This window comes from Micromonospora sp. NPDC053740 (genome assembly GCF_040677775.1).
Lineage (GTDB): Bacteria > Actinomycetota > Actinomycetes > Mycobacteriales > Micromonosporaceae > Micromonospora > Micromonospora alfalfae.
Genome location: NZ_JBFASO010000002.1, coordinates 722,675 through 743,856, shown reverse-complemented (window position 1 = coordinate 743,856; position 21,182 = coordinate 722,675). Strand labels below are relative to the sequence as shown.

19 protein-coding genes are annotated in these 21,182 nt (G+C 71.4%); 14 read left to right on the top strand and 5 right to left on the bottom strand.

The annotated features are described in order from the left end of the window. The first annotated feature begins 76 nt into the window (after positions 1-76). Positions 77-1,741 carry a hypothetical protein gene (locus tag AB0K35_RS08100; RefSeq protein ID WP_363884355.1) on the top strand — a complete coding sequence of 555 codons (1,665 nt, stop codon included), beginning with the start codon at positions 77-79 and terminating at the stop codon, positions 1,739-1,741. 19 nt (positions 1,742-1,760) lie between these two features. On the opposite strand, the gene AB0K35_RS08095 is transcribed toward AB0K35_RS08100, so the two are convergent. The 3 genes from AB0K35_RS08095 to AB0K35_RS08085 form a co-directional block, all read right to left on the bottom strand. Continuing rightward, entirely contained in the window at positions 1,761-2,948 is a 1,188-nt protein-coding gene (locus AB0K35_RS08095) for an NADH-quinone oxidoreductase subunit D (protein WP_181539454.1), read from the bottom strand. Further along, positions 2,945-4,222, bottom strand: a complete 1,278-nt coding sequence (locus AB0K35_RS08090) for an SAM-dependent methyltransferase (protein ID WP_363884353.1) — start codon at positions 4,220-4,222, stop codon at positions 2,945-2,947. The genes AB0K35_RS08095 and AB0K35_RS08090 overlap by 4 nt, the downstream gene beginning before the upstream one ends. Before the next feature lie 67 nt (positions 4,223-4,289). Beyond that, the gene (locus AB0K35_RS08085) at positions 4,290-5,201 is read right to left on the bottom strand and encodes an SDR family oxidoreductase (protein WP_363884351.1); all 912 of its coding nucleotides are present in this window, start codon (positions 5,199-5,201) and stop codon (positions 4,290-4,292) included. A gap of 118 nt (positions 5,202-5,319) precedes the next feature. Here AB0K35_RS08085 and AB0K35_RS08080 point away from each other — a divergent pair, with 118 nt between their 5' ends. From AB0K35_RS08080 to AB0K35_RS08045, 8 genes are all read left to right on the top strand, one after another. Beyond that, positions 5,320-5,895, top strand: coding sequence for a TetR family transcriptional regulator (locus AB0K35_RS08080; RefSeq protein ID WP_238667211.1), 576 nt, complete (start codon positions 5,320-5,322; stop codon positions 5,893-5,895). Between the two features lie 111 nt (positions 5,896-6,006). Further along, positions 6,007-6,981: a Rossmann-like and DUF2520 domain-containing protein gene (locus AB0K35_RS08075; RefSeq protein ID WP_357363191.1), complete on the top strand. Its 975-nt coding sequence runs from the start codon at positions 6,007-6,009 to the stop codon at positions 6,979-6,981. Between the two features lie 55 nt (positions 6,982-7,036). Further along, positions 7,037-7,885: a pantoate--beta-alanine ligase gene (gene panC / locus AB0K35_RS08070; RefSeq protein WP_363884348.1), complete on the top strand. Its 849-nt coding sequence runs from the start codon at positions 7,037-7,039 to the stop codon at positions 7,883-7,885. A 45-nt stretch (positions 7,886-7,930) separates the two neighbouring features. After that, positions 7,931-8,359, top strand: coding sequence for an aspartate 1-decarboxylase (gene panD, locus AB0K35_RS08065; RefSeq protein ID WP_363884346.1), 429 nt, complete (start codon positions 7,931-7,933; stop codon positions 8,357-8,359). Between the two features lie 96 nt (positions 8,360-8,455). After that, positions 8,456-9,352: a septum formation family protein gene (locus AB0K35_RS08060; protein ID WP_363884344.1), complete on the top strand. Its 897-nt coding sequence runs from the start codon at positions 8,456-8,458 to the stop codon at positions 9,350-9,352. 108 nt (positions 9,353-9,460) lie between these two features. Next, on the top strand, positions 9,461-11,155 hold the full coding sequence (locus tag AB0K35_RS08055; protein WP_363884342.1) for an L-aspartate oxidase: 1,695 nt from the start codon (positions 9,461-9,463) through the stop codon (positions 11,153-11,155). Continuing rightward, positions 11,152-12,048: a carboxylating nicotinate-nucleotide diphosphorylase gene (gene nadC / locus AB0K35_RS08050; protein WP_357284850.1), complete on the top strand. Its 897-nt coding sequence runs from the start codon at positions 11,152-11,154 to the stop codon at positions 12,046-12,048. The genes AB0K35_RS08055 and nadC overlap by 4 nt, the downstream gene beginning before the upstream one ends. 17 nt (positions 12,049-12,065) lie before the next feature. Then, complete coding sequence (locus tag AB0K35_RS08045; RefSeq protein WP_363884340.1) at positions 12,066-12,824, top strand: type III pantothenate kinase; 759 nt, start codon at positions 12,066-12,068, stop codon at positions 12,822-12,824. A gap of 36 nt (positions 12,825-12,860) precedes the next feature. Here AB0K35_RS08045 and AB0K35_RS08040 read toward each other — a convergent pair whose 3' ends face one another. Continuing rightward, positions 12,861-13,601, bottom strand: a complete 741-nt coding sequence (locus AB0K35_RS08040; RefSeq protein ID WP_363884338.1) for a class I SAM-dependent methyltransferase — start codon at positions 13,599-13,601, stop codon at positions 12,861-12,863. 88 nt (positions 13,602-13,689) lie between these two features. Here AB0K35_RS08040 and lysS point away from each other — a divergent pair, with 88 nt between their 5' ends. The 3 genes from lysS (at position 13,690) to AB0K35_RS08025 (ending at position 18,712) form a co-directional block, all read left to right on the top strand. Continuing rightward, positions 13,690-15,198, top strand: a complete 1,509-nt coding sequence (gene lysS, locus AB0K35_RS08035; protein ID WP_238667203.1) for a lysine--tRNA ligase — start codon at positions 13,690-13,692, stop codon at positions 15,196-15,198. A 112-nt stretch (positions 15,199-15,310) separates the two neighbouring features. Further along, entirely contained in the window at positions 15,311-15,655 is a 345-nt protein-coding gene (locus tag AB0K35_RS08030; RefSeq protein WP_036392792.1) for an Lsr2 family protein, read from the top strand. A gap of 513 nt (positions 15,656-16,168) precedes the next feature. Then, a complete protein-coding gene (locus tag AB0K35_RS08025) occupies positions 16,169-18,712 on the top strand; it encodes an ATP-dependent Clp protease ATP-binding subunit (RefSeq protein ID WP_355578660.1) in 2,544 nt (847 codons plus the stop codon). Positions 18,713-19,065: 353 nt separating this feature from the next. On the opposite strand, the gene AB0K35_RS08020 is transcribed toward AB0K35_RS08025, so the two are convergent. Continuing rightward, positions 19,066-19,977: an A/G-specific adenine glycosylase gene (locus AB0K35_RS08020; protein ID WP_238667201.1), complete on the bottom strand. Its 912-nt coding sequence runs from the start codon at positions 19,975-19,977 to the stop codon at positions 19,066-19,068. A 96-nt stretch (positions 19,978-20,073) separates the two neighbouring features. On the opposite strand from AB0K35_RS08020, the gene AB0K35_RS08015 reads away from it, so the two are divergent. Together AB0K35_RS08015 and AB0K35_RS08010 are read left to right on the top strand one after the other, a co-directional pair. Beyond that, positions 20,074-20,586, top strand: a complete 513-nt coding sequence (locus AB0K35_RS08015; protein ID WP_238667200.1) for an ACT domain-containing protein — start codon at positions 20,074-20,076, stop codon at positions 20,584-20,586. Next, the gene (locus AB0K35_RS08010) at positions 20,583-21,155 is read left to right on the top strand and encodes a peptide deformylase (protein ID WP_238667199.1); all 573 of its coding nucleotides are present in this window, start codon (positions 20,583-20,585) and stop codon (positions 21,153-21,155) included. Before AB0K35_RS08015 ends, AB0K35_RS08010 begins: the two co-directional genes overlap by 4 nt. Positions 21,156-21,182 lie beyond the last annotated feature (27 nt).

The window sequence follows — 21,182 nt, the reverse complement described above, 5'->3', positions numbered from 1 at the left end:
CCGACCGGGCGGGGGCGTCCGCGCGTCCCGGGGACCCCGTTCCCTCCGGTGGATATCGTGGGTAGGCTGCACATCCATGCCAGCCCCGGCCACCTCCGACGCCCGGCGTCAACCACCGCTGCTGACCATGCTCTTCTGGGCCGGCGTCGCTCTCGCGCCGGTGGCGGCGCTGATTCTGCTGGTGGCCGACGGCAACGGCCCGTTGCGGTTCGCCGCGGTGCTCGCCATCCTCGCTGTGGTGCTGATCGGCCTCTCCATCGCGTTGCGTCCCGACGGCGAAGGCGCCTCGGCGCGGACCGACGAGTTGCTGGACGAGATCGAGGAGCTGCGTCGGGAGTTGCGCGGCGAAATCGTGGCCGCCGCCCAGCGCGGTAACCAGGCGCTCGACCAGGCCCAACGGGCCCAGGAGGGGATCGCCGCGGTGCGCCGCCGTCTCGACGCCAGTGGCGCCGCCCTCGCCGGTGCCGCCCCCGCAGTCGAGCAGGCTGGTGCCGGACGTGCGCGGGTGGCTGCCGTCGAGCCGCCGGTGGACGACACACCGGTGGCCCGTAACCGGGGCGACGCGCAGGGCGGCCGCGCCCGGGTGTCCGGCCCCGACGACGCGCCCCGGTGGGGGCGCCCCGAGCACCAGGACGACGAGCCGGCGTACGCCCGGGAAACCCCCGAGCCGCCGGCCGCCGCCGGGATGTACGGCGGGGAACGGGCGGCCGGCACCGCGTACGGCTCAGCCCGCCCCCGGGAGCACGACCGCCCCGAGGCGGCGCACCGGCCGGCCGGCGTGGTCCGACACACCGAGACCGTGCACGTCACCACCCGGCACACAGTGGTGGACGGTGGCCCGGCCGAGCCGCCCGGTCGCTACGGCGGCGGGTACGCCGGTCAGTGGACCCCACCCGCACAGGAGTGGACCCGGGGCGGCGACGCCGATCAGCCCCCGCGCCCGTCCGGCCGGGCGAGGAGCGAGCCGGAGCAGCACCCCAGAGCCGGGTACGGCGACGAGCCGGGCTGGACGGGCCGCCGCGACGAACCGGAGTGGACCGACCGGCGCGACGCGTACGCCCAGCCCGACGAGCCAGCCCCGGCAGCCCGGTCACACCGCACCCCGGAGAGGCCGGCGGAATCCTGGGACAGCCCGGACGATCGGGGCTGGTCGGAGCAGCGCGACCGGGCAGGCGTCCAGGCACCACAGGCCGGGCCGCCGCTGCGGGCCGACGACACCGGCGAGTACTGGTCGCAGCTGCGGGCCGGTGACCGGTGGGCCGCCGTCCGCGACGACGAGAACGGTCGCGAGTTGCGGGTCGGCGAACGTCGGGCCGAGGTGCACGCCGACGCCACCGGCACCGAGTACCGGGTGGCCGACCGCTGGGCCGCCGTCCGCCACGAGGAGCCGCGCCGTCACGAGGACGCGGCCCGCTACGAGGAGCCGCACCGCTACGAGGAGCCGCGCCGTCCCGAGGAGCCGCGCCGTCACGAGGACGCCGGCCGCTACGAGGACGCCGGCCGGTATGAAGAACCGCGCCGCCACGACGGTGGTCGGCGGGCCGAGCCGGGAAGGCCCGCGCTGCCGGTGGGCGGGGTGCCGGTGCCGGACGAGTGGCGTCCACCGCGCCAACGCGGCCACCAGGCGGAACCCGCCCCGGAACGGACCGGCCGGCGGCGGGTCGACGAGCGCTACGGCTACCCGCCGCAGGACGACGTTCCGCGTGCCGGCGGCGCGCCACCCACCGACCGCTGGCGGTGACCGGTCAGGCGGCCCGGGGTCACTTGTCGATGTCGCCGACCACGAAGAACATCGAGCCGAGGATCGCGATCAGATCCGGGACCAGGCAGCCGGGGAGCAGGGTTGCCAACGCCTGCACGTTCGCGTACGAGGCGGTGCGCAGCTTCAACCGCCACGGCGTCTTCTCACCCCGCGACACCAGGTAGTAGCCGTTGATGCCGAGCGGGTTCTCCGTCCAGGCGTACGTGTGCCCCTCCGGCGCCTTGAGCACCTTCGGCAGCCGGGTGTTGATCGGCCCGGTCAGCCGGTCCACCCGGTCGAGGCACTGCTCGGCGAGGTCCAGTGACGCGTACACCTGGTCGAGCAGCACCTCGAAACGGGCGTGGCAGTCGCCGGCGGTCTTGGTGACCACCGGCACGTCCAGCTCGTCGTAGGCCAGGTAGGGGTCGTCGCGGCGCAGGTCCAGGTCGAGCCCCGAGGCCCTGGCCACCGGGCCGGACGCGCCGAACGCGGCGGCGTCCGCTGCGGACAGCACGCCCACCCCGACGGTGCGGGCCAGGAAGATCTCGTTACGCCGGATCAGGTGGTCCAGGTCGGGCAACCGGCGGCGTACCTCGCCGATCGCCGCGCGGGCCCGCCCGGTCCATCCGTACGGCACCTCTTCCTTGAGGCCGCCCACCCGGTTGAACATGTAGTGGATCCGGCCACCGGAGACCTCCTCCATCACCGCCTGGATGGTCTCGCGTTCCCGGAAGGCGTAGAAGATCGGTGTGATCGCCCCGATCTCCAACGGGTACGAGCCGAGGAACATCAGGTGGTTGAGCACCCGGTTCAGCTCCGCGAGGGCCATCCGCAGCCAGGTGGCCCGCTCCGGCACCTCCATGCCCATCAGGCGTTCCACAGCGAGCACCACGCCCAGCTCGTTGGAGAACGCCGAGAGCCAGTCATGCCGGTTGGCCAGCACGATGATCTGCCGGTAGTCACGCACCTCGAAGAGCTTCTCAGCGCCCCGGTGCATGTAACCGACGATCGGTTCACAGGCGACCACCCGCTCGCCGTCGAGCACCAGCTTCAACCGCAGCACACCGTGGGTGGAGGGGTGCTGCGGGCCGATGTTCAGCACCATGTCGGTGCCGAGCTGCTGATCACCGGTGCCGGCGATCAGCCCGGCCCCGGTGCCGACGGTCAGTTCACGGAGGTCCCCGGCGTCGGTGGTCATGCCCGTCATCGTGCCACGGCCGGCCCGAGCGGGATGCCGACCGGCTGGCGCAACCACCAGTGCCCGCCGAGCCCGGCCGGGTCGGTCAGCTCGGCCACCGCCGACGCGGCGGCCAGCGCCCGCACGTAGCCGACCGGGTCGGTGCCGGCCAGGCTGAGCGGCGGTCGTCCGCCGTCGGCCCCGAGCGCCCGCAGCGCCTCCCGCTGCAGGACCAGGGAGTACGCGCACCGGGCGACCGCCGCACCGGCGGAGGCGACCGAGTCCATTGCTACGTGCGCTGTGACGTCACTCGACCCGTCCGGCACCGGGGGCACCTGCCGCCCACCCCGATACCCGGTCAACGTCCCGTCCACGGGCCGGCCCGTCTTCAGGTGCCCGTAGTCGACGGCCACCGCCAGCCCTCGGCTGATCTTCCGGACCGCGTTCGCCCAGGCTTCGTCCCTCGGTCTGCCGATCTCTGCTCGGTGGTCGCTGTGGGGGGTTTCGGGGCAGCCCGGCCGGCTCCGGGCGGTCAGGCTTGATCCCTGCGCCGGCCGGGCTGCCCCGAAACCCGACCCGCTTCCGCTGGTCGCATCGGTAGAGGTTGAACCACCGGTCAGGTCGCGGTCCGCATCGCGAGGGCTCGCGGGACCAGGCCACCAGGTGGTCAGCCAACCAAGATCGGTGGGACTGACCAGCTCACCAATCGATTCCGCGCCGCTGTCGGGGTCGACCAGCACATATCGCCAGCCATCGGCGGTGTGCACCGCCACGTCGAGTGGGACGTTGTCCAGCCATTCGGTAGCGATCAACAGTCCGGTGATCTCGTCGGGGATCTCAGACACCCAGTTGATCTCGTCAGGCAGGTTCTCGGGGCGGCTGGCGTACTCGACTGCTGTGAAACGCACCCGCTCCGCGAGCGCCGGACGATCGGCGACCAACGACGGATCGTCGGGCGACCGACGGGCGGAGGCCGTGGGAGTCAGGGTTTCCGGGAAGCCCGACCACGGAGGGATCAAGCCTGACCGCCCGGAGTGGGCGGGCTCCCCGGAAACCCCCACCGCGCCCCCGGCAAGAGAACGCAGCAGCTCCCCCCGCCCAGCCCCGACGTCGACCACGTCGAGCCGTGGCGGATGGCCGAGAGCGGCGTCGACCTGTGTGAGGAGGCGCAGCAGCGCGGTGGCGAAGGCCGGGGAGGCGTGCACGCTGGTCCGGAAGTGATCGGCCGGCCCGCTGCCGGCCACGAAGAAGCCGTCCGGCCCGTAGAGGGCGTGGCTCATCGCGTCCCGCCACCGGATCGACATCGTTCTCCTCAGGTTCAGCATGGGTAGCCGTGCCGACCCTACGGTCACCGCCGGGCGGCTTCGTGGTTCAGGCTTGGAAGTAGTGCCCTTCGTGCAGGTCCGCGATCAAGCCGGGGTGGGTCGGAGTCCAGCCCAGCAGTTCGCGGGTGAGGGCGGACGACGTGGGGTTGTCCATCTGTGCGAACGATCCGAGAAAGCCGAAGTGGTCGTTGGCCTCGGCGGGGCTGATGCTTCGGACCGGGATGCCGAGGTTGTCGCCGATGGCTGCCGCGATCTGCTGGAAGGGGACGCCCTCGTCGGCGGCTCCGTGCAGGCGCGTACCGGCTGGGGCTTTTTCGAGGGCGAGTCGGTAGAGCACTGCCGCGTCGAGCGTGTGTACGGCCGGCCACCGGTTGCTGCCGTCGCCGACGTAGGCGGCGTACCCCTTGCGGCGGGCCGCGGCGATGATGGCGGTGATGAAGCCGTAGTGGTCGAGTGAACTGTGCACTGTGGGCGCGAGCCGGACGATGGAGGAGCGCACGCCGCGGGAGGCGAGGCCGGCCACGAAGTTCTCCGCGTCGATCCGGTAGCCGCCGGACGGGAAGGTGTCGCGTTCGGTGCCGGGGCGGCCGACGATGCCACCAATCACGAGCATGGCCGTTCCGCCGGTGCCGACCAGCGGCTTGCCGGAGCCGGCCAGGCCGTCGGCGAGTGCCGTGAGGGCGTCCAGGTCAGCTCTGGCGGCGCCGGCCAGGTCGCCGTTGATCATGAGGTCGTGGCGGAACGCCAGGTGGATGACTCCGTCGGCGGCGGCTGCCTCGTCCCGGAGCACGTCGAGGTCGGACAGGTCGCCGCGGTGTGCCTGAGCACCGAGCTTCTCGATGGCGGCGGCGGACGTGTCGGAGCGGGCGAGGCCGACGACCTGGTGCCCGGCGGAGAGCAGTTCCGGGACGACCGCGGAGCCGAGGTGGCCGGAGGCGCCAGTGACGAATACGCGCATTGTGGTTCCTTCGTGAGTGCCGATGTCACCTTGCGACATAACCGTAGCTCGCGTGATGTCACACCGCGACATGTGGAACGAATTAATGTCGCGGTGTGACATCGGATACCATCGCCGCATGGCTCGCTGGCAACCTGACGCACGCGGCCGCCTGGAGGCGGCCGCCTTCGAGTTGTTCCGCGAGCGCGGCTTCGAACAGACAACTGTCGCGGACATCGCCGCCCGTGCCGGCCTCGACAAACGCACCTTCTACCGACTCTTCGGCGACAAGCGCGAGGCGCTCTTCAGCGGCAACGGGCACCTGGAGGAACTCCTGGTCCGCTCGGTGACCGAGACCGACGCCGGCCCCTTCGAGGCGGTTGTCGCCGCCTTCCGCCTGGTGGCGGAGGAGATCTTCGCCGACCGCCTGGAGCTGGTCCGAGCGCGGCAGACCATCATCGAGAGCAGCCCGGAGCTACAGGAGCGTGAACTGCGCAAGACGGGCTCACTGGTGGCCGCCGTCACCGCCGCCCTGCGCGCCAGGGGCCTCGACGAGACCACTGCCACCCTGGCCACCGAGTCGGGTGCCACGGTCTTCCGGGTCGCGTACGCCCGCTGGGTCGCGCCCGACAGCGACGCCCCGCTCAGCGACCTGATCGCCGAGGTGGCCGCCGAGCTACGCGCCATCACGTCGGCCCCGACCGAAACGCCCTGACGAGCCGTCTCGTCGGTGGTGAAGGTTTTCACACATGCTTGTCCCGGTTCGGCGGGCCGGGCGCATACTTGCGATCGACCGGTACCCCTTCTCGAGGACTGGATCATCGTCATGAGCGCACCGTTGCGCCCGCGTCCGGCCGGCCCACCCGGGCCCGCCGCCTCGTGGGATAGCGCCGTTCCCGGCGCCCGCGCCACCTCCCGTCTGCTCACCGTCGGTGTCGTTGGCGCCGGTCGGGTCGGCGCCGTGCTGGGCGCCGCGCTCGCCGCCGCCGGGCACCGGGTGGTTGCCGTCTCCGGCAGCTCCGGAGCCAGCCGCGCCCGCCTCGCCCTGCTGTTGCCCGAGGTGCCTCGCCGCCCGGTCGCCGCCGTGGCCGACGCCGCCGCCGACCTGCTGCTGATCGCCGTGCCGGACGACAGGCTGGCCGGTGTGGTGACCGGCCTCGCCGAGCAGGGCGCGCTGCACCCGGGCCAGATCGTCGCGCACACCTCGGGAGCGCACGGCCTTTCCGTGTTGGGGCCGGCCGTCGCGGCCGGCGCCCGGCCGCTCGCCCTGCACCCCGCGATGACCTTCACCGGTACGCCGGACGACCTGGCCCGGCTGGACGGCATCTCGTACGGGGTGACCGCCCCGGCCGAGTTGCGCCCGCTGGCGGCCCGGCTGGTAGCCGACCTCGGTGGCGTGCCCGAGTGGGTGGCCGAGTCGGATCGTCCGCTCTACCACGCCGCGCTGGCCCACGGCGCGAACCACCTGGTGACCCTGGTCAACGAGGCGACCGACCGGTTGCGGGACGCCGGGGTGTCCCGGCCGGAGAAGGTCCTCGCCCCGCTGCTGCGGGCCGCCCTGGAGAACGCGCTGCGGCTCGGCGACGACGCGTTGACCGGGCCGGTCTCCCGCGGCGACGCGGGCACCGTGCAGCGGCACCTGGCCCGGTTGGCGGCCACCGCACCGGAATCCGTTCCCGCGTACCTGGCGTTGGCCCGTCGTACCGCCGACCGGGCGATCGCCGCCGGCCGGCTGCGGCCGGTGGATGCGCAGTCGCTGCTCGGCGTACTGGCCGACAGTGGTCGGGAGGTGGCCGCGTGAGCATGAGGAGTGAGCCGATCCTGCGAGCCCCGCAGTCGCGAACCGAGGTGTCGCCGTGACCCAGGTGGTGCACACGCGCGCCGAGTTGGCCGAGGCCCGGGCCGGGCTGAAGGGCACCGTCGGGGTGGTGATGACGATGGGTGCGCTGCACTCCGGGCACGAGACGTTGCTGCGGGCGGCCCGGGAACAGGCCGACCACGTGGTGGTTACGGTCTTCGTGAACCCGTTGCAGTTCGGGCCGAACGAGGACTTCGACAGGTACCCGCGCACCCTCGACGCCGACCTGGAGGTGTGCCGGCGGGCGGGCGCCGATCTGGTCTTCGCCCCGTCGGTGGCGGACATGTACCCGGAGGGGCAGCCCCGCGTACGCCTCGATCCGGGCCCGCTCGGCGCCGAGCTGGAGGGGGCGAGCCGCCCCGGCTTCTTTCACGGGGTGCTCACCGTGGTGCTGAAGCTGCTCCAGCTCACCCGGCCGGGCCTGGCGTTCTTCGGCGAGAAGGACTACCAGCAGCTCACCCTGGTCCGGCGGATGACCCGCGACCTGGACGTGCCGGTCGAGGTGGTCGGCGTACCGACCGTCCGGGAGCCGGATGGGCTGGCCCTCTCCAGCCGCAACCGTTACCTGAGTGAGCCGGAGCGGGCCGCCGCGCTGAGTCTGTCCGCGGCGCTGCGGGCCGGCGCGCAAGCCGCCGACGACGGGCTGGACGCGGGCGCGGTGCTGACCGCCGCGCACGCCGCGTTCGGCGCCGGTACGCCCGGTGCCCGCCTCGACTACCTGGTGCTCACCGATCCCGAGTTGGAACCGGGGCCGGTGGCTGGGCCGGCGCGGCTGGTGATCGCCGCCTGGGTGGGTGCCACCCGGTTGATCGACAACGCGGCGATCCACCTCGCTCCGCGCCCCTGACCCGGCCGTACCACCCTCCACCGATACCCGCGAAAGGCCACTGCGATGTTGCGGACCATGCTCAAGTCGAAGATCCACCGAGCCACTGTGACCCAGGCCGACCTGCACTACGTCGGTTCGGTGACAGTGGACGAGGATCTGCTCGACGCCGCCGACCTGCTCCCCGGCGAGCAGGTGGCGATCGTGGACATCACCAACGGCGCCCGGCTGGAGACGTACGTGATCCCGGGCGAGCGGGGCAGCGGCGTGATCGGCATCAACGGCGCCGCCGCGCACCTTGTGCATCCGGGTGACCTGGTCATCCTGATCTCGTACGGGCAGATGGACGACGCCGAGGCGCGGTCGTACCGGCCACGGGTCGTGCACGTCGACGCCGACAACCGGGTGATCGAGTTGGGTGCCGACCCGGCTGCGGCTGCGCCCGGCACCGCCGGTAGCCCGGTGCCCAGCCCGTTGGCCGTGTCCGGAGTCTGATCCCGCGTACCGCGATTCCGGTCTGTTACCGGAAGGTCATTTCCGGTTACCCTGGGCGCGCTGGCGGAAGCCGGTCGGTGGCTGGGGGAGGCCGCGATGAGCCGTGCCATGACGACAGTCTTCGCCGCTGCCGTGACGGCAGTGCTGCTGGTGGGCTGCGCCGGGTCCGGCGGCCTGGACGGTGATCTGACCGACGACTGGGCGGCGTTGCCCGCGCCGTCGGCGTTCACCCCGGCCGCCGGTGTTTGTCACGCCGCCGACTTCACCGATCTGGTCAGCCTGGCCAACTATGAGCCGGTGGACTGTGCCGGGCCGCACCGTTTGGAGACCGTGCACGTCGGGGTTTTCCCGGCCGAGCGGACGGCCGCTCCGGCGGGTGGTTCGGCCGAGCTGCGGGGTGCGTTCGCCGAGTGCGACACCCGGGCGACCGGCTACGTGGGTGACGACTGGCGGTCCGGCCGGCTGCGGCTGTCAGTGGCGCTGCCCAACGGGCTGGGATGGGCGGCGGGTTCCCGGTGGTTCCGCTGCGACCTCACCGAACTGACCACCGTCGAGGCGGCGGCCACAGTTGTGGTCCGGTCGGGCAGTCTGCGGGACGCGTTGAAGGGGCCCACCGGGCTGCGCCTGGGCTGCCAGCAGACCCGCGGTGGCGCCGGCCGGGGTGTGCAGACGCTGACCCCGGTGGAGTGCGGCAAACAGCACAACGCCGAGTTCGTCGGGGTGTGGCGCGCACCGGACCTGGCGTACCCGACGCGGGACGCCGACTGGCTGCCGCTCTACACGGGTTGTCGTAGCGTCCTGGCCCGGTACGTGGGCGTACCTGACGACGCCACGCTGCGCTTCCGCAGCGGTGTGGTGGTCCGTCCGCCGGGTGCGGGGCGCTGGAGGGTCGGTGATCGGGGCGTCCGCTGCTACCTGTGGCTCAGCGACCGTACGGTGACCGCCTCGTTGAAGGGCGCGGGCCCGGCTGGTCTGCCGGTCCGGACGAAGTGACCACTGCCTGACTGTCGGCGCGGCGCGGAGCGCGCCGGACGAGGTCGCCCAAAACACTCGTCCCGCCCCCGCCGCCCCGGGCGAGGATGGTTCGGGTTGACTGGGGGGATGGACCTCCCGACCGTCGACCTGCCTGCCCTGCCCGCGCTGCTGGCCGCGCCCGCGCCCGGCTGGGTGGAGACCACCGACGTGATCGTGGTGGGCTCCGGCGTGGCCGGGTTGACCGCGGCGCTGCACCTGCGTGAGGCCGGTCTGCACGTCACGGTGGTCACCAAGGTCAACATTGACGACGGCTCGACCCGGTGGGCGCAGGGCGGCATCGCCGCGGTGCTCGACCCGGCCGACACCCCGGCGGCGCATGCCCGGGACACCGAGGTCGCCGGGGTCGGGCTGTGCGACCCGGCGGCGGTCCGGGTGCTGGTCGAGGAGGGCCCGACCCGGCTCCGTGAGCTGATCCGGATCGGCGCCGAGTTCGATCGGCACCCGGACGGCTCGTTGATGCTGACCCGCGAGGGCGGGCACCGGGCGGACCGGATCGTGCACGCTGGCGGCGACGCCACCGGCGCGGAGGTGCAGCGGGCCCTGCACGCCGCGGTGCAGCGCGATCCGTGGATCCGGCTGGTCGAGCACGCCCTCGTGCTGGATCTGCTGCGCGCGCCCGGCGACGGCCCGGACGGGCTCGGCCCGGCCTGCGGGATCACCCTGCACGTGTTGGGTGAGGGCAGCGAGGACGGCGTCGGCGCGCTGCTCGCCCGTGCCGTGGTGCTCGCCACCGGCGGCATGGGGCAGATCTTCTCGGCCACCACCAACCCGGCGGTCTCCACCGGGGACGGGGTGGCGCTGGCGCTGCGGGCCGGCGCGGCGGTGACCGATGTGGAGTTCGTCCAGTTCCACCCGACCGCCCTGATCACGCCGTCCGGCGCGGGGGTGCCCGGGGCGGGGCACGCGCAGCAGCCGCTGGTCTCGGAGGCGTTGCGCGGCGAGGGCGCGTACCTGGTGGACGCGGACGGCAAGAGGTTCATGGTGGGCCAGCACGAGTTGGCTGAGCTGGCACCCCGGGACGTGGTGGCCAAGGGCATCCACCGGGTGCTGCTGGCCACCGGCGCGGACCACGTCTTCCTCGACGCACGGCACCTGGGCGGCGATTTCCTGGCCGGTCGGTTCCCCACCATCGTGGCGTCCTGTCTGGCGATCGGCGTGGACCCGGCGACCGATCTGATCCCGGTGGCGCCGGCCGCCCACTACGCCTCCGGCGGGGTCCGGACCGATCTGCGCGGCCGCACCTCCATCCCCGGTCTGTACGCCTGCGGCGAGGTCGCCTGCACGGGCGTGCACGGCGCGAACCGGCTGGCCAGCAACTCGCTGCTGGAGGGTCTGGTCTTCTCCCGGCGGATCGCCGAGGACATCGCGGCCGGCCTGCCCGAGCAGGCCCAGCCGGCGGACACCGGCGCGTGGCGGGGCGGGACGGGCTGGGTGCTGCCCGCGGAGGTGACGCCGACCCTGCAACGGGCGATGACGCGGGGGGCCGGGGTGCTCCGATCCGCGGCGACGCTGGCTGGGACGGCCGGTACGTTGACCGACCTGGGCGTTGCCCGGGGCCGGCCGCGGACCGCCGACTGGGAGGCGACCAACCTGCTCACCGTGGCGTCGACGCTGGTTGCCGCCGCGTACGCCCGTGGTGAGACCCGGGGCTGCCACTGGCGGGAGGACTTCCCGACGGCCGACGAACGGTGGCTGGGCCATCTGGTGGGGGCGGTCGGGGCGCAGGGCCGGGTGACGCAACAGTGGGAGGGAAACTCGTGATCGAGTCGACGGAGACGGCGTTGCGGGCGGCTGGGTTGGATCCGGCGCACGTACGGCAGGTGATCGAGGGCGCGCTGGTCGAGGACCTGGGCCCGGATTTCCTTGACGTCACAAGCGTGGCCACCATTCCGGCGGAACAGACCGACACCGCCGACCTGGTGGCGCGCGCGGACGGGGTGTTGGCCGGGATGGCGGTGGCCGCCGCAGTGTTCGAGCTGGTGGGCGAGGTGACTGGCTTCGGTCGTACCGTCGAGGTGTCGGTGCTGGCCCGCGACGGCGAGCGGGTGGCCCGCGGCGACGTGCTGGCGACGGTGACCGGCCCGACCCGGCTGCTGCTGACTGCCGAGCGGACGGCGCTCAACCTGCTCTGCCGGATGTCCGGGGTGGCCACCCACACCCGCGCCTGGGCGGACGCGCTGGCCGGCTCGAAGGCGATGGTGTTGGACACCCGCAAGACGACGCCGGGCCTGCGGGCGCTGGAGAAGTACGCGGTGCGGGCCGGCGGCGGCACCAACAAGCGGATGGGCCTCTACGACGTGGCCATGATCAAGGACAATCACAAGCTGGCGGCCGGCAGCATCACTGCGGCCTACCGGCGGGTCCGGGAAGCGTTCCCGGAGGTGCCGGTGCAGGTCGAGGTGACAGGAGTCGACGAGGCGGTGGAGGCGGTGGAGGCCGGTGCGGACTTCCTGCTCTGCGACAACATGACGCCGGAGGTGCTTGCCGAGGCGGTGGCCGCGGTGGGTGACCGGGCGGAGTTGGAGGCGACCGGCGGGCTGACCCTGGAGGTGGCCGGACGGTACGCGGCCACCGGCGTGGACTTCCTCTCGGTGGGCGCGCTGACGCACTCGTCGCCGATCCTGGACATCGCGCTGGACCTGCGCGTCGACTAGTTGTCTAGGCTGCGTGCGTGCTGCTCTGCATCGACATCGGAAACACCAACACCGTGCTGGCGACCTTCGACGGCGACAAGCTGGTGCACTCCTGGCGGATCAAGACCGATGCCCGCTCGACGGCGGACGAGCTGGGTCTGATGTTCCGGGGTCTGCTCGCCGCGGACAACGTCGACATCACCGGTGTGGCCGCCTGCTCCACGGTGCCGGCCGCGCTGCGGTCGCTGCGCACCATGCTCAGTCGTTACTACGCCGACCTGCCGAGCGTGGTGGTCGAGCCGGGCGTGCGGACCGGGGTGCAGTTGGCGATCGACAACCCAAAGGAGGTCGGTGCCGACCGGGTGGTGAACACCCTGGCCGCGTACACCCTCTACGGCGGCCCGTCGATCGTTGTGGACTTCGGCACGACCACCAACTTCGACGTGATCAGCGAGCGCGGTGAGTTCCTCGGCGGCGCGTTCGCCCCGGGCATTGAGATCTCCTTCGACGCGCTGGCCGCCCGGGCCGCGCAGCTGCGCAAGGTCGAGGCCACCAAGCCCCGCTCGGTGATCGGCAAGAACACCGTGGAGTGCCTCCAGGCCGGCCTGTACTTCGGCTTCGCCGGGCAGGTGGACCGGATCGTCGAGCGGATGACCGAGGAGTTGGGCGAGGTGCGGGCGGTGATCGCCACCGGCGGCCTCGCCTCCCTGGTGATGAACGAGTGTCGCAGCATCACCCACCACGAGCCGATGATCACCCTGATCGGTCTGCGGATGGTCTACGACCGCAACCTGTGAGCCCGGCCGTCGTCGGGGCCGGCCTCCGCGCCGGTGTCAGCGCCGCCGCGTGCGCAGCACCAGCGTCCGGTACGGCAGTTCGATGGTGTCCCGGCCAACCAGGGCAGGGTGGGTGTTCAGGAGTTCGCTCAGTTCCCGCTCGACTCGTCGCCGATCGTCGGTGGAGGCGGTGAGCCAGTACGAGCGGGTGCGGACCATGCCGAGCAGCTCGTCCGGCGTGAGCGTGGTGCGGTGCGTGAACTCGCGCTTTTCGACGGCGTCGAACGCGGGACCGAAGTCGGGGCGCTCGCCGAAGACCTGGCTCGTCGACTTGTCCCCGAAGTGGGCGATGCGCCCCAGTTCGGCCACCCAGTCGACGCTGGCGTCCCGGATGTTCCAGATGGGGGCGAAGGTCCCTCCGGGGCGGAGCACCCGGACGATCTCGGCGTGCGCGGGCTCCCTGTCGAACCAGTGGTACGCCGTCCCGACCAGCACCGCGTCGACCGTCGAGTCGGGCAGCGGCATGGCCTCGGCGCTGCCCGCCAGCGCCGCCGTGCCCGGGGTGCTGGCGGCGAGCTGCGCCCGCATCCCCGGATCGGGCTCGACCGGCACGACCTCGTGACCCAGTGCCAGCACAGCACGGGTCAGGATGCCGGTGCCCGCGGCGAGGTCGACCACCCGGGCTTCGCTCAGCCCGTCGAGTGCCCAACGGACCGCAGCCTTGGGATAGCGTGGCCGAAACCGGTCGTAATCACTCGCTGCGGCACCGAACGACAGGGCGTGAGTGTGATCGACCATGACGGGCAGGTTATCCCGTAACGGCCTCCGGACCGCTTGAGTACGCTCGGGCCTGACCCCCTGTATCTCCGTGACGAGGAAGCGTGCCGTGACCGAGCAGAACCCCGTGCCAGTGGACCCCGCCGATGACCTTCCCGAGCAGATGAAGGTCCGCCGGGAGAAGCGGGACCGGATGCTCGCCGAGGGCGTCGAGCCCTACCCGGTCGGCTTTCCCCGCACCACCACCCTTGCGCAGGTCCGGGCGCGCTACGCCGACCTCCCCACCGACACCGCGACCGGCGACCAGGTGGCGGTCACCGGCCGGGTGATCTTCGTGCGCAACACGGGCAAGCTCTGCTTCGCCACCCTCCGGGACGGCGACGGCACCGAGTTGCAGGCGATGCTCTCCCTGGACCGGGTCGGGCCGGAGCGGCTGGAGGCGTGGAAGCGCCTCGTCGACCTGGGCGACCACGTCGGGGTGACCGGCGAGGTGATCACCAGCCGTCGGGGTGAGCTGTCGGTGTTGGCCCAGCAATGGGAAATGACAGCCAAGGCGCTGCGACCGTTGCCGGTTGCCCACAAGCCCCTCTCCGAGGAGGCGCGCGTCCGGCAGCGTTACGTCGACCTGATTGTCCGGCCGCAGGCACGGGAGATGGTGCGTACCCGGGCCGCCGCGGTACGCAGTCTGCGCGATTCACTGCACGGGCAGGGCTTCATCGAGGTGGAAACGCCGATGTTGCAACTGCTTCATGGCGGCGCGGCGGCCCGACCGTTCGTGACCCACAGCAATGCGTTGAACACCGATCTGTATCTGCGAATCGCTCCCGAACTGTTTCTCAAGCGCGCTGTGGTAGGCGGCGTCGATCGCGTCTTCGAGATCAACCGCAACTTCCGTAATGAGGGTGTCGACTCTTCGCACTCGCCGGAGTTCGCGATGCTGGAGACGTACCAGGCGTACGGCGACTACGGCACGATCGGCGAGTTGACCCGCAATCTCGTGCAACAGGCGGCGATCGCGGTGAGCGGCTCGACGGTGGTGACCCACGCCGACGGGCGCGAGTTCGACCTCGGTGGCGAGTGGCGGTCAGTGACGTTGTTCGGCGTGCTTTCCGAAGCGCTGGGCGAGGAGGTCACCGTCCGCACCGAACGCTCCCGCCTCGTGGAGTACGCGGACAAGGTCGGATTGGCGGTGGACCCGAAGTGGGGCCCGGGCAAGCTGGCCGAGGAGTTGTTCGAGGAACTGGTCGTTCCCGGCCTGGAGGCACCCACCTTCGTACGGGACTACCCGGAGGAGACGAGCCCGCTCACCCGGGGCCACCGCAGCGAGCCGGGGCTGGCCGAGAAGTGGGACCTCTACGTGCTCGGCTTCGAGCTGGGCACCGGATACTCCGAGCTGGTCGACCCGATCGTGCAGCGGGAACGGCTGGTGGCCCAGGCGCAGCTGGCCGCCCGGGGCGACGACGAGGCGATGCGTCTCGACGAGGACTTTCTTCGGGCGATGGAGTATGGAATGCCGCCGGCCGGCGGTATGGGAATGGGAATCGACCGGCTCTTGATGGCCCTGACCGGCCTCGGAATTCGGGAAACGATCCTCTTCCCGTTGGTCCGCCAGGAGTAGTCCCGTCCGAGCCTACGCCGAGCCGTAACCGGGTCCTATTGACGCGACGAGCGGCGCGCGGGTTATTGTGCTCTCGTTAGCAGGAGCACCCTGCTCGAAAGGAATGTGGGACGTGGCCAAGCAGATCATTCACAAGCTGGTCGATGACCTGGACGGCGGGGACGCGGACGAGACCGTCAAGTTCGCCCTCGACGGCGTTCAGTACGAGATCGACCTGTCGAGCGCCAACGCCGCGAAATTGCGCGATGCATTTGCGTCGTACGTGGGCGCCGGCACCAAGGTCGGTCGGGGTGGTGTCGTGATCGGTGGGCGGGCTGCCCGCGGTCGGGGTGGCGCGACAGCCGATCGGGAACAGAACAAGGCGATCCGGGAGTGGGCCAAGAAGGCCGGCAAGGACATCTCGGACCGGGGTCGTATCCCGCAGGAGATCGTGGACGAGTTCCACGCGAAGCGCTGATCCGTCAGCAGCTCGGTGGCCAGCCGCCACCGCAGGCGACACCGACGCCGGGCCGGAGGAGTTCTCCGGGCCGGCGTCGCCGTATCCGGACGGCGTCGTCGCGCCCGTCCGGGGTCGGGAAGCATTCCGGGCCCACCTACGTTGTCCACAACCAGTGGAACAGCTATCCACAGCCTGTGGACAACCTTCCCCAGGGGCCGGCGCAGCGCTCGTCGCGACCGCCGGTCCGCCCTCCGGGGCCTCCCGGAGCCCTTCCGGACCCCGGATCGGGCTTCCGTCGAGCCAGTCGGATTTCGCTCTGCGCGTAGCGACAGGGCTACCGGAACACCTCCTGAGCGCGGACGGTTGTTCAAAACGACGTGGAACCGACCCAGAGCAGAGACACACGACCTCAGCGGAGTCGGTCAGCGACGATAGAGTAAGGAGGCACGGACGCCCGTCCTGGACGTTCGTGCACCGGCCCCGCCAAGATCTTGACCATCAAGGCGCACGGCACGTGAGGAGCACGAGGGCATGTTCGAGCGGTTCACCGACCGAGCGCGACGGGTTGTCGTCCTGGCCCAAGAAGAGGCCCGGATGCTCAACCACAACTACATCGGTACGGAACACATCCTGCTGGGCCTGATCCACGAAGGTGAAGGCGTCGCGGCAAAGGCCCTGGAGAGCCTCGGCATCTCCCTGGAGGGCGTCCGCCAGCAGGTCGAGGAGATCATCGGCCAGGGCCAGCAGGCGCCGAGCGGGCACATCCCGTTCACGCCGCGGGCCAAGAAGGTGCTGGAGCTGTCGCTGCGCGAGGCGCTGCAGCTCGGCCACAACTACATCGGCACTGAGCACATCCTGCTCGGGCTGATCCGTGAGGGCGAGGGCGTCGCCGCCCAGGTGCTGGTGAAGCTCGGCGCCGACCTCAACCGGGTCCGCCAGCAGGTGATCCAGCTGCTCTCCGGCTACCAGGGCAAGGAGCCTGCCGCGGCGGGCGCCGCGCCGGGTGAGGCCGCGCCGTCGACCAGCCTGGTGCTGGACCAGTTCGGCCGCAACCTGACTCAGGCCGCCCGCGAGGGCAAGCTCGACCCGGTCATCGGGCGCGAGAAGGAAATCGAGCGGGTCATGCAGGTGCTCTCCCGCCGTACCAAGAACAACCCGGTCCTGATCGGTGAGCCCGGCGTCGGCAAGACCGCCGTGGTGGAGGGCCTGTCCCAGAAGATCATCAAGGGCGAGGTGCCCGAGACCCTCAAGGACAAGCAGCTCTACACGCTCGACCTGGGCGCGCTCGTCGCCGGTTCCCGCTACCGCGGTGACTTCGAGGAGCGCCTCAAGAAGGTGCTCAAGGAGATCCGCACCCGCGGCGACATCATCCTGTTCATCGACGAGATCCACACCCTGGTGGGTGCGGGTGCCGCCGAGGGCGCGATCGACGCCGCGAGCATCCTCAAGCCGATGCTGGCCCGTGGTGAGCTGCAGACCATCGGTGCCACCACGCTCGACGAGTACCGCAAGCACCTGGAGAAGGACGCCGCTCTCGAGCGCCGCTTCCAGCCGATCCAGGTGGGTGAGCCGTCGCTGGCCCACACCATCGAGATCCTCAAGGGCCTGCGGGACCGCTACGAGGCTCACCACCGCGTCTCGATCACGGATGCCGCTCTCGTGGCTGCCGCGACCCTGGCCGACCGGTACATCTCCGACCGCTTCCTCCCGGACAAGGCGATCGACCTGATCGACGAGGCCGGTGCCCGGATGCGGATCCGTCGGATGACCGCGCCGCCAGACCTGCGTGACTTCGACGAGCGCATCGCCCAGGTGCGTCGCGACAAGGAGTCCGCGATCGACGCGCAGGACTTCGAGCGCGCCGCCCAGCTGCGCGACAAGGAGAAGCAGCTCCTCGGCCAGAAGGCTCAGCGGGAGAAGGAGTGGAAGGCCGGTGACCTGGACGTCGTCAGCGAGGTTGACGACGAGCAGATCGCCGAGGTGCTCGGCAACTGGACCGGCATCCCGGTCTACAAGCTGACCGAGGAGGAGACCTCGCGCCTGCTGCGCATGGAGGACGAGCTGCACAAGCGCGTCATCGGCCAGGAGGACGCGGTCAAGGCGGTCTCGAAGGCGATCCGGCGTACCCGGGCCGGCCTGAAGGACCCGAAGCGCCCGTCGGGCTCGTTCATCTTCGCCGGCCCGTCCGGTGTCGGTAAGACCGAGCTGTCCAAGGCGCTCGCCGAGTTCCTCTTCGGCAGCGAGGATGCCCTCATCCAGCTGGACATGTCCGAGTTCCACGACCGTTACACGGTCTCCCGGCTCGTTGGTGCCCCTCCCGGCTACGTCGGCTACGACGAGGGCGGGCAGCTGACCGAGAAGGTGCGGCGTCGGCCGTTCTCGGTGGTCCTCTTCGACGAGATCGAGAAGGCCCACCCGGACGTGTTCAACACGCTCCTGCAGATCCTCGAAGACGGTCGGCTCACCGACGGTCAGGGTCGGATCGTGGACTTCAAGAACACGGTCATCATCCTGACCACCAACCTGGGCACCCGTGACGTCGCCAAGGCGGTGTCGCTGGGCTTCCAGCAGTCGGAGGACTCCGAGTCCAACTACGACCGGATGAAGCAGAAGGTCAACGACGAGCTCAAGACGCACTTCCGGCCTGAGTTCCTCAACCGGATCGACGACACCATCGTCTTCCACCAGCTGCGCCAGACCGAGATCCTCTCGATCGTGGACATCATGATCCAGCGGATCGAGGGCCAGCTGCGGAACAAGGACATGGGTCTGGAGCTGACCGACAACGCCAAGAAGTACCTGGCCGCGAAGGGCTTCGACCCGGTGCTCGGTGCCCGTCCGCTTCGTCGCACGATCCAGCGCGACATCGAGGACAACCTCTCCGAGCGGATCCTGTTCAACGAGCTGACCCCGGGTCAGATCGTCGTGGTGGACTGCGAGGGCGACCCGGACGACATCGACAAGTCCAAGCTCGTGTTCCGGGGCTCGGACAAGCCGGTCGAAGTTCCGGACGCCGTCCCGGCCGATCTCGGTGGCACTGCCGCTGGCACTGCCGCCGCGGGCGTGGACGAGTAAGACAACAAGCAAGGGGCGGGGCCCCGGTGGCGCAAGCCACCGGGGCCCCGCCTTTGTGCGCTACCCGCACGGGCCTCCGCCCGCAAGATCGCACTACATCCAGGATGTAGTGGCATCCGTCGCGCCTGACACCACTACATCCGGGATCGAGCACGATCTTGGGGTGAGCTGCGCCGAGCCCGCGCCACCGCCGCGGCGTGCGGCCAGCAGGTCGCGCGGTGTGCGGCGGCTCAGAGGACGCGGTGTGCGGCCGGCGGCGGGTTGGAGCGCGCGGCGTGCGGCCGGCGGCGGCTCAGAGCGCGCGGGTGGGCGGCCAGCGGGTCGCTGGGCGGGATGCCCGGGGTGGGGGCGGGTCAGGTGGTGAGGTCCGCGGTTGGCCGGGACGGGCCGTCACCGACCAGGCGGAAGGATTCAGTGCCGGCGGGTTCGACAAGCCCGTCCTGCACCAGCCCGGCGAGGGCGCGGGCGCGTTGCACGTCGTCGGTCCAGACCTGGTCCAACCGCTGGCGTGGGACCGGGCCGGTGCTGTCCCGGAGCACTCCGAGCAACAGACCGCGGACCTGCCGGTCGGTGCCCGCGTACCGCTGGGGTCGGCGGGTCGGCCCGGCCGGCGCCTCCTGGCCGGACGCCCGCCAGGCGCAGACCGACTCGACGGGGCAGGCGGTGCAGCGCGGTGACCGGGCCGTGCAGATCACCGCGCCCAGTTCCATGAACGCGGCGCTGGCCAGTGCCGCTGCGGCCGGTTCCGCCGGGAGTAGCTCTTCGGTGGCGACGAGGTCCGCTGGTCGGGTGACGGGCCCGGCGTCCGGTTCGCCGGCCACCGCCCGGCACACGACCCTGCGTACGTTGGTGTCGACCACCGGGTGCCGCTGCCCGTACGCGAAGGCGGCCACCGCCCGCGCGGTGTACGTGCCGACGCCGGGCAGTGCGAGCAGTTGCTCCAGCCGGTCCGGCACCTGGCCGCCATGCCGGTCGACGATCGCTACCGCGCATTCGCGCAGCCGGACCGCCCGACGGGGGTAGCCGAGGCGTCCCCACATCCTGATCGCCTCGGCTGGCGTGTCCGCCGCCAACGCGGCGGGCTCCGGCCAGCGGGCCAGCCACGCCTGCCAGGCCGGCACCACCCGGACCACTGGTGTCTGCTGGAGCATGACCTCGCTGACCAGGATGGCCCACGGGGTGACATCGGGCTCGCGCCACGGCAGGTCACGGGCGTGTTGCTGGAACCACCGGCTGACCAGGGAGGCGAAGTCGGGTTGAGTCATGGCGTGGTCGATGATGTCACGCCCGGTGTTCCCGTTGGGTGGGCGGCTCGGGCGGGGTGCCGCGTCCTCGTTCGGCGGACGGGGGAGAATGCGCGGATGAACGAGCTCGCGATCACCGTCATCGGTCGGGACCGGCCGGGCATCGTGGCCGACGTCGCGGAGGTGCTGGCCCGACTGGGTGCGAACCTCACCGACAGCACGATGACGCGGCTGCGGGGGCATTTCGCGATGACCCTCATCTGCACCGGTCCGGCCGCCGCCGAGGTCGAGGCTGCACTGGCGTCGCTGGCCGCCGAGGGTCAGCTGCTGGCGACGGTACGCGCGGTCACCCCGGACGGTGATGTTCCTCCGGCGGGTGAGCCGTACGTGATGGCTGTGCACGGTTCGGACCGGATGGGGATCGTCGCGGCGATGACGCGGGTGCTGGTGGATGCCGGGGGGAATGTCACCGACCTGAGTACCCGGTTGACCGGTGCGCTCTACGTGGTCCTGGCGGAGGTCGAGTTGCCGGCCGGTGTGGCGGACACTGTGCTCGACCGCCTGCACCGGACGGCAGCCGAGCTGGGCGTGGAGGTCACCCTCCGGCCGGCGGATCCGGATCTGTTGTGACCGGCGAGGAGCGCGGGCCGGACGTCGGCCTGGGGGAGTGGACGCCGGAGTCGCTGGACGTGCCGGGGGAGGTGCGGGCGGTGGTGTCCGCCCCGCATCCGGTGCTGAGTCGGGCCGCGGACGAGGTCGACCCAACGGCGAAGGAGACGGTCCAACTCGCGGCCGACCTGATAGCCACCATGAAGGTCTCGCCGGGCTGTGTCGGGCTGGCCGCGCCGCAGGTAGGGGTGGGCGCTCGGGTCTTCGCCGTCGACGTGACCGGCCACCCGAAGGCGGTGACGGTGCACGGCACCTTCGTGTTGTGCAACGCGCGCGTGGTCGAGGCGACGCGGTGGAAGCCGGGCCGGGAGGGCTGCATGTCGGTGCCGGACCTGACCGGTGACGTGAAGCGGGCCAGCCGGCTGGTGGTGGAGGGTGACCTGCCGGGCAGCGGCGTGCCGGTCCGGCTGGTGACCGACGGCTTCGAGGCTCGGGCGTTGCAGCACGAGATCGACCACTGCGCGGGGCTACTCTTCCTGGACCGGGTGGCCGGTGCGCACGCGGTCTATCAGCGCAAGGTCTACCTGTGATCGGGTGCCAGACTGTCCTCAATGGAG

Bases quoted from the DNA above. Each gene is read 5' to 3' on its own strand.
- AB0K35_RS08025 (WP_355578660.1), top strand. From the start codon at position 16,169: ATGTTCGAGCGGTTCACCGACCGAGCGCGACGGGTTGTCGTCCTGGCC.
- AB0K35_RS08080 (WP_238667211.1), top strand. From the start codon at position 5,320: ATGGCTCGCTGGCAACCTGACGCACGCGGCCGCCTGGAGGCGGCCGCC.
- AB0K35_RS08040 (WP_363884338.1), bottom strand. From the start codon at position 13,601: ATGGTCGATCACACTCACGCCCTGTCGTTCGGTGCCGCAGCGAGTGAT.
- AB0K35_RS08060 (WP_363884344.1), top strand. From the start codon at position 8,456: ATGAGCCGTGCCATGACGACAGTCTTCGCCGCTGCCGTGACGGCAGTG.
- AB0K35_RS08095 (WP_181539454.1), bottom strand. From the start codon at position 2,948: ATGACGGGCATGACCACCGACGCCGGGGACCTCCGTGAACTGACCGTC.
- AB0K35_RS08090 (WP_363884353.1), bottom strand. From the start codon at position 4,222: ATGTCGATCCGGTGGCGGGACGCGATGAGCCACGCCCTCTACGGGCCG.
- panD (WP_363884346.1), top strand. From the start codon at position 7,931: ATGTTGCGGACCATGCTCAAGTCGAAGATCCACCGAGCCACTGTGACC.
- AB0K35_RS08055 (WP_363884342.1), top strand. From the start codon at position 9,461: ATGGACCTCCCGACCGTCGACCTGCCTGCCCTGCCCGCGCTGCTGGCC.
- AB0K35_RS08085 (WP_363884351.1), bottom strand. From the start codon at position 5,201: ATGCGCGTATTCGTCACTGGCGCCTCCGGCCACCTCGGCTCCGCGGTC.
- AB0K35_RS08015 (WP_238667200.1), top strand. From the start codon at position 20,074: ATGAACGAGCTCGCGATCACCGTCATCGGTCGGGACCGGCCGGGCATC.
- AB0K35_RS08075 (WP_357363191.1), top strand. From the start codon at position 6,007: ATGAGCGCACCGTTGCGCCCGCGTCCGGCCGGCCCACCCGGGCCCGCC.
- AB0K35_RS08020 (WP_238667201.1), bottom strand. From the start codon at position 19,977: ATGACTCAACCCGACTTCGCCTCCCTGGTCAGCCGGTGGTTCCAGCAA.
- AB0K35_RS08100 (WP_363884355.1), top strand. From the start codon at position 77: ATGCCAGCCCCGGCCACCTCCGACGCCCGGCGTCAACCACCGCTGCTG.